A 6,074-nucleotide genomic window follows, 5' to 3' on the forward strand; every position below is an offset into this window, starting at 1 on the left:
GGGTTTAGAACGTCGTGAGACAGTTCGGTCCCTATCTTCCGTGGGTGTAGGATACTTGAGAGGAGTTGCCCCTAGTACGAGAGGACCGGGGTGAACGATCCACTGGTGGACCAGTTGTCATGCCAATGGCAGTGCTGGGTAGCTATGATCGGACAGGATAACCGCTGAAGGCATCTAAGCGGGAAGCCCCCCTCAAAACAAGGTATCCCTGAGGACCGTGGTAGACCACCACGTCGATAGGCCGGAGATGTAAGCGCTGCAAAGCGTTCAGTTGACCGGTACTAATTGTCCGATAGGCTTGATTTGATCCAGTAGAAGGCTGGCTCAAAAGCATACACCACGGTGTACGCGACTTGGAAATCCGAAGAGCTTTTTCGGTTTGGTGATCATAGCGCAAGCAAAACACCCGGTCCCATCCCGAACCCGGCCGTTAAGTGCTGTAGCGCCGATGGTACTGCGTCTTAAGGCGTGGGAGAGTAGGTCATCGCCAAACCTAGAAAGCTCTTCGGATGTATCTCTCGACGATGGAAATGGCGCGGGATGGAGCAGTCCGGTAGCTCGTCAGGCTCATAACCTGAAGGTCGTAGGTTCAAATCCTACTCCCGCAACCAACTTCCGCGAAAATACGATCACAACGCACGGCGTCGAGTTCCCTCGGCGCCGATTTGCGTAGCATTCCCAATAAGTTGCCCTCGATCGTCAGCCAGTGGCCGCGGGCCTCTGCGTCCCACTCCACGACGATCCGGTCGACCAGATCGTGCAACTCGTCGGCGGCCCGGCCCGCCACATCTTCCTGCGACAGAGCCGACGCCAGGTCCCTGACCATCTCCCGGTAAAGCTTGGGCAGGTCGTCGGGAAGCTCGACCTCCGGCGGCACGATCTCGTCGCGCTTCCCCCGCATCTCTTTCAGCTCCGCGTCCACGGTGTTCAGCCGCGGCATGAGGATAGACGCGTCGTCGCCGGTCTCGATGGCCCGAAGCAGGTTGCGGTGGCTCGTCTCCAACTCCTTCACCCGCGCGTCGTGGACGCGCAATTGGTCCTCGGCGGCGCCCTGGCTGTCGCGCAGGCGCTGGTGGAACCGACGCCGGAAGGTCTCGTAGGCCTCTGGCTTCATCAACTCGTCGCGCAGGCCGGACAGGACGAGGGGCAGGGCGATGCTGTCGCGCAGGCCGCGGAAGCCCGTGCACACGCTCGGCCCCTTCTCCTTGGCGCTGGCGCAGTAGTGCGTCTTGTATTTACCGGCGCCGGCGACGGTCATGCGGCCGCCGCAGAGCCCGCAATGCAGCAGCCCCGACAGCAGATACTTTCGCCGGCGCAGGGTCTGGCCTGACGAGAGCTTGTTGCGATCGGTCGCCTCGACCTTTGCCTTGCGCCGCGTCTGGGCATCCTGCCGCGCCTTCACCGCGTCCCAGAGGTCCTCGTCGACGATGCGCAGCTCCGGGACCTCGACGATCTGCCACTCGGACTCGGGGTTGAGCTGCGAGACCCGCTTCTCGGTGCCGGGGTTCTTTGTGTAGGTTAGCCGGTTCCAGACCCGCCGACCGATATAGAGCTCGTTGTTCAGTATGCCGGTGCCGCGCTCGCGGTTGCCGTTGATTGTGTTCTGCTTCCAGTGCCCCGAGGACTTGCGCTTCGAGCCGACGGAGGGGGAGACGATGCCATTTGCGTTCAGCCGGCTGGCGATCTTGATCGGCGAGACCCCGGCAGCGTAGTCGCGGAAGATGCCGCGCACGATCGCCGCCTCGGTCGCCTCGATCCGGAGTGCGCCCTTCATCGGCGCTCCGCGCGGGTCGGTGCCCGGACGGTAGCCGTAGATCCGGCCGCCACCGTTCAGGCCTTGCAGCACCTTCCCCTCAATGCCGCGGCGCACCTTGTGGGACAGTCCCTCCATGAACATGCTGCTGAAAATCGAGGCCAGGCCGACGGACATGGTGCTGGCCTTGCCCTGCTCGACCGTGTGGATCTCGACCCGCGCGAACTTCGCAAGCTTGGCGAAGCCATTGATGTGCTCGGGGTCGCGGGAGAGCCGGTCGAGAGACTCTGCGAGGACGATGTCGAACCTGCGGTTCTGCGGGTCCAACGCCTTCGAGAGTCGCAGGAAGTCCGGACGGGTAAGGCTGGCCGAACCGCTGATGCCGCTGTCGGAGAACCGCTCGACCACGCGCCAGCCGCGCTGCGCCGCATAGCGCTCTGCCTGGCGGAACTGGTCGTCGATCGACATCGGGTTCTGCAAGTCGGTGGAATACCGCGCGTAGAGCGCGACGCGGAGCGGGGCCTCCGGGATGGAGTGCTTGCTCATGCCAAAGTCCTCCCGGCGGTCCGCCGCTGGCGCTCGGCAATGTCTTCCTTGATCAGCCGCTGCATCAGGTTCTTCATCGAGCCGATGCCCTGCACACACGAGAGCTTGGCTCCCTGTGCCTCGCAGGACGCGGCAAAGTCGGCGAGCTTGTCCAGGTCTCGGAAAAAGCGCACCCCGTCTTCGGCGATTACGACCGAGGCGCGACCTTCGCGCAAGCACTCCCGAAGGGCCCCGAGTCCGGGACGGTCGTCGCGTAGGCCATTGTAGCCGTTATCTGTGAAGACTTCGCCGACGGTCCAGCCTCGGCCTGCGGCGTGCGCCGCGCAGCTGCGGTGCTGCTCGGCGATGGCGTCGTCATTCTGCGTGGCGGATCTGAGGTAGAGGGCGGCAATCATCGCGTGTCCTTCGGTCTTGGGTTGTGTGGTAATTTGGAAGCGTAAGCAAAGCGTTGAGGTGGTCGAGAAATCTTCGTCCTTTCTTCATCATTTGCCGCCATAGTGTCTCCATCGCGTCAGGCGTCGCTTCCTGCTTCTCCCGCTCCTGCGAGAGCTTGCGGACCGCGGCTTCTGCGAGAAGGTCGATCAGTCTGTCGAGCGGCATCGGCGGAGTCCTTTCCTGTTCAAGCATCAAGCAACCGACACGGTGGACACCCAACCGAGCCTCCGCGCACGAATGGCCGAAAGCGCCCGTAGGTGTCCCCCTACGGGCGCGTCTCGTTCAAGGGATCAGTAGCACCGCGTGCACGACCAGCAGCAGGACGATGGCCAAGCGGACGGCAAGCGTCGGGTGGGCCCGCACGGCTTGGCGCAAGCGTCGGAACAGACGAGTCATCGGCATTCCTCGGAAGATGGAAGGGGCGCGCCGGCATCTTCGTAGCAGCGAAGGAGGGTGGATGTCGCCGGCGCGCCGTGGGCCGGGGGGGCCAGTCCCGGCGGCGGAGCCTTGCGGCCCCGTCAAGGGACGGCGCCCGGAGGCGCCGTCGGTTCAGTCCTGGTCGAGCATCCAGAAGCTCACGCGGATTGCCTCGGCAAACCCGACCGCATCCCAGACGGCACGACGGAACTCTTCGAGCGGGGTCAGGGCGGCTTGCAGCGCCTCCGCATCCGGGCTGGGCGTCTTGCGCATCTCAAAGGCTGCCGTGCCTCCGATCATGCGCTCGCGCGGGATGACGACCTGCTCTTCGGAGGTCCCGGCGGAGATGGCGTCGCGGATCTCCGCAGCCGCGCCGTCGAGAAGATGTCCGAAATCACCGTCGAGGAGGAAATCCTCGTCGAGAGCGTCGACGAGGTCGTCGATGAACTCTTGTTCCCGGTCCCCAATGAGATGCGGAAGCACTCGCTCCGACAGGTGCTGGCGCATCCCACGCCGGAGGCTCAGAGCGAGGCGGTTCAGATCGACCTGCTGTTCCAGCAGGCTCTTCGACGGCAGGGCGTTCATCGCTGCACCGCCTTGCGCAAAGGGAACGCCCGCCGGGGCGTCCGCCGCTCCACGGCGAGGTTGCGCTCGCGCACCACCCCGTGCTTCCGACGCCGGTTGGACCGGCGTTCCGCCGCGATGTCGCGCTCCGCATGGATGCGGCCCCGCACGGCGTTCATCGCCTCGAACGGTGCGCCGTCGAGGCGGCCCAGAACGGCAGACCCGGTGGCGCCGCAGATCACGAAGCCGCTATGCGTCAGCGGCACGAGCAGGCGCTGCGCACCGACGAAGCGGGTAGACTCGTCGAGCCCGGCAGAGAGGTGGTCGGCCCGGCGGCGGACCTGCACCTCGTAGCCGACATTGGAGCGGCGACGCGAGGTCGTGCCGTAGGCCAGCAGGGCGTAGCGCTGGCCGTCGCGCACCTCGATGTCGAGGATCAGGCACGGCCGCGCCTTGGGGCGCCGTTGGCTTTCTTCCTCGGCGAGAGGAAAGCGGAACGAGACGATGTCGCCGTAGCCGACATGGTCGCGCCAGACGTGGGTCATCGTGGGAATGGTGGGTGTGCTGTCGAGCATCTGAGTCTCTTTCGTTTGTGGATGTTCGACGCGCTTCGATCCCTTCGCATTCTCTCGGCCGGGACCTTCTGTCGTGCGCGTCAAAAGACGCGCGCACGACAGAAGGGGCTGGCCCTCTCCCCCTTATGTGATGTTCCAGCGGCAAGCGGGCAGGGCCCCCGCCAGCCCTTTGCATTTCGCGGTGTATCATCATTCGCCTGACTCCGAGCGTTTCCGCGACCGCGGGCATCACTCGGGGCAAAAAAAGCTTGCTCAGCGGGTAGTTCCGGGCGACACTATTTCAAGCGGTAGGTCACTTGGGGAATATCGGTTTAACATTGTGACGACCGCAGACGAATTTTGAAAACGAATTCCCAGATTGTCTGGCCTGATCGAGTTGCCAGCAGCGTAGGTAATAGGTCATTTTGGCGAGTTCATTACCGGAGAAATTCTATGCAAAGTCTGATGCAAAAGCTTATGACCTTGGCCACTGCTGCGGTCATTTCGGTTTCGGCACCAACGGCCGAGGCGTCTACAATCAAACATTTGGATCTTGATCTAAAACTTCAGAAAACCGGATATAATCTTCTTGAGATTCATGATCCAAGCGGCAAATTATTGCAAAAACACTCTTTTTTAGACTCCCGAGATAATGCTTGGGGTATCAGGCCAGTTGTTGATCATGATTACGCCATCAATCAAGAATATTCTCTTGTTGCAACTCTTGGCGTTTCAACTCCTGGCGAAAATCAGTTCAGCAACTGCTATTTGGGTTTCCGCTCATGCACAAATGCGTTTGGCAGAATTAATGATAACTCATTCAGCATGGGAGATGGTGTGGCGCAAACCACCGGGTTTGGGGACTTTTTTCTCCGCGGCGGGACAGATGTAGGTGATGAAGTAACATTAAGCACATTTGAGGGCCCAGATTATTATCAATTTTTTGATGACGGTAGCTATGCATCGTGGAGTTCAGATGAACACGTGTTTTCGGTTGTCTCAAATAATCTCACCCCCATCCCACTCCCCGCTGGTCTACCACTTTTACTCGCAGGTATCGGTGGGCTCGGGTTGATGACACGGCGCAAACGCAGAGCAGCCTGACACACAGGCCAACGAGCCGATGACGCGCCCTGCGGAAACGTGGTGGTGATCTTAGTTCAAATATCGTAGTTCTGAAGCGCTCAATGAAGTCCGACATAAATGCCCCCCATATCGCGGGAACAATACCACACGACGGAGTGTGCACTCAGCCTCGGTTTGTCTGATTAAGAAGGCCGCCTGAGGTTTTGCCTTTAGAGCGGCGGCTTCCTTCATTCAGCCGCCGCTCAGAAGAACCCGTTTGCAAACGCAACGATAAACCGGTTAGTCCACTCTGCCGCCATTCGCCAATTGAGAACGGCGGTGCAAAAGTCTGCCACGGTAGCGGCGGGATGAGCCTGCTGCGGGCGGCGTAAAAGTCGTCCACCTTTACCCTCTCTGGCGGCAGGGAGGGCGGGAGGATTTTCACCGTGGACTTGTATCGTAAGGTGCGATTGGCCTGTGCGGAGGGCATGAGCCAGCGGGCGGCGGCGCATCACTTCGGGATTTCGCGCGACAGCGTTCAGAAGATGTTGGCGTTCTCGATTCCTCCAGGATACCGGCGAACGGCGCCCGTGAAGCGGCCGAAGCTGGACGGGTTCACCGGGATCATCGACGGCTGGCTGGATGGCGATCGCGAGGTCCATCGCAAGCAGCGGCACACGGCGAAGCGGTTGTTCGAACGGCTCCGCGATGAGCATGGTTTCACCGGCGGCTATACGATC

General features: G+C 61.5%; 5 protein-coding genes, 1 tRNA gene, 2 rRNA genes and 1 pseudogene. 5 read left to right on the top strand and 4 right to left on the bottom strand.

Annotated features, from left to right (window positions below; translation table 11 throughout):
* The 3 genes from JSE7799_RS07215 to JSE7799_RS07225 form a co-directional block, all read left to right on the top strand.
* Nucleotides 1-306 (top strand): 23S ribosomal RNA (locus JSE7799_RS07215); the annotation flags it as partial.
* Nucleotides 307-378: 72 nt separating this feature from the next.
* A 5S ribosomal RNA gene (rrf, locus tag JSE7799_RS07220) occupies nt 379-493 on the top strand.
* A 41-nt stretch (nt 494-534) separates the two neighbouring features.
* Nucleotides 535-611, top strand: a tRNA-Met gene (locus JSE7799_RS07225).
* On the opposite strand, the gene JSE7799_RS19640 is transcribed toward JSE7799_RS07225, so the two are convergent.
* The 4 genes from JSE7799_RS19640 to JSE7799_RS07250 form a co-directional block, all read right to left on the bottom strand.
* Nucleotides 590-2,299 (bottom strand): recombinase family protein, encoded by a 1,710-nt coding sequence (locus JSE7799_RS19640; RefSeq protein WP_083480348.1) that lies wholly within the window; start codon nt 2,297-2,299, stop codon nt 590-592. The two genes, JSE7799_RS07225 and JSE7799_RS19640, sit on opposite strands and share 22 nt — an antisense overlap.
* The gene (locus JSE7799_RS07240; protein ID WP_055663018.1) at nt 2,296-2,694 is read right to left on the bottom strand and encodes a recombinase family protein; all 399 of its coding nucleotides are present in this window, start codon (nt 2,692-2,694) and stop codon (nt 2,296-2,298) included. The genes JSE7799_RS19640 and JSE7799_RS07240 overlap by 4 nt, the downstream gene beginning before the upstream one ends.
* Before the next feature lie 589 nt (nt 2,695-3,283).
* A complete protein-coding gene (locus JSE7799_RS07245; RefSeq protein WP_055663019.1) occupies nt 3,284-3,736 on the bottom strand; it encodes a hypothetical protein in 453 nt (150 codons plus the stop codon).
* The gene (locus tag JSE7799_RS07250; protein WP_055663020.1) at nt 3,733-4,290 is read right to left on the bottom strand and encodes a hypothetical protein; all 558 of its coding nucleotides are present in this window, start codon (nt 4,288-4,290) and stop codon (nt 3,733-3,735) included. Before JSE7799_RS07250 ends, JSE7799_RS07245 begins: the two co-directional genes overlap by 4 nt.
* A gap of 432 nt (nt 4,291-4,722) precedes the next feature.
* Between JSE7799_RS07250 and JSE7799_RS19645 the strand changes: the two genes are divergently transcribed.
* Nucleotides 4,723-5,373, top strand: a complete 651-nt coding sequence (locus tag JSE7799_RS19645) for a VPLPA-CTERM sorting domain-containing protein (protein WP_083480350.1) — start codon at nt 4,723-4,725, stop codon at nt 5,371-5,373.
* A gap of 407 nt (nt 5,374-5,780) precedes the next feature.
* A pseudogene (locus JSE7799_RS07255) lies at nt 5,781-6,074 on the top strand (IS21 family transposase); the annotation flags it as partial.

The organism is Jannaschia seosinensis, from assembly GCF_001408515.1.
GTDB classification, from domain to species: Bacteria; Pseudomonadota; Alphaproteobacteria; order Rhodobacterales; family Rhodobacteraceae; genus Jannaschia; species Jannaschia seosinensis.

What these genes read in the sequence shown, in the direction of transcription:
- JSE7799_RS19645 (WP_083480350.1), top strand. Translation starts at nt 4,723, where the DNA reads ATGCAAAGTCTGATGCAAAAGCTTATGACCTTGGCCACTGCTGCGGTC.
- JSE7799_RS07245 (WP_055663019.1), bottom strand. Translation starts at nt 3,736, where the DNA reads ATGAACGCCCTGCCGTCGAAGAGCCTGCTGGAACAGCAGGTCGATCTG.
- JSE7799_RS07250 (WP_055663020.1), bottom strand. Translation starts at nt 4,290, where the DNA reads ATGCTCGACAGCACACCCACCATTCCCACGATGACCCACGTCTGGCGC.
- JSE7799_RS07240 (WP_055663018.1), bottom strand. Translation starts at nt 2,694, where the DNA reads ATGATTGCCGCCCTCTACCTCAGATCCGCCACGCAGAATGACGACGCC.
- JSE7799_RS19640 (WP_083480348.1), bottom strand. Translation starts at nt 2,299, where the DNA reads ATGAGCAAGCACTCCATCCCGGAGGCCCCGCTCCGCGTCGCGCTCTAC.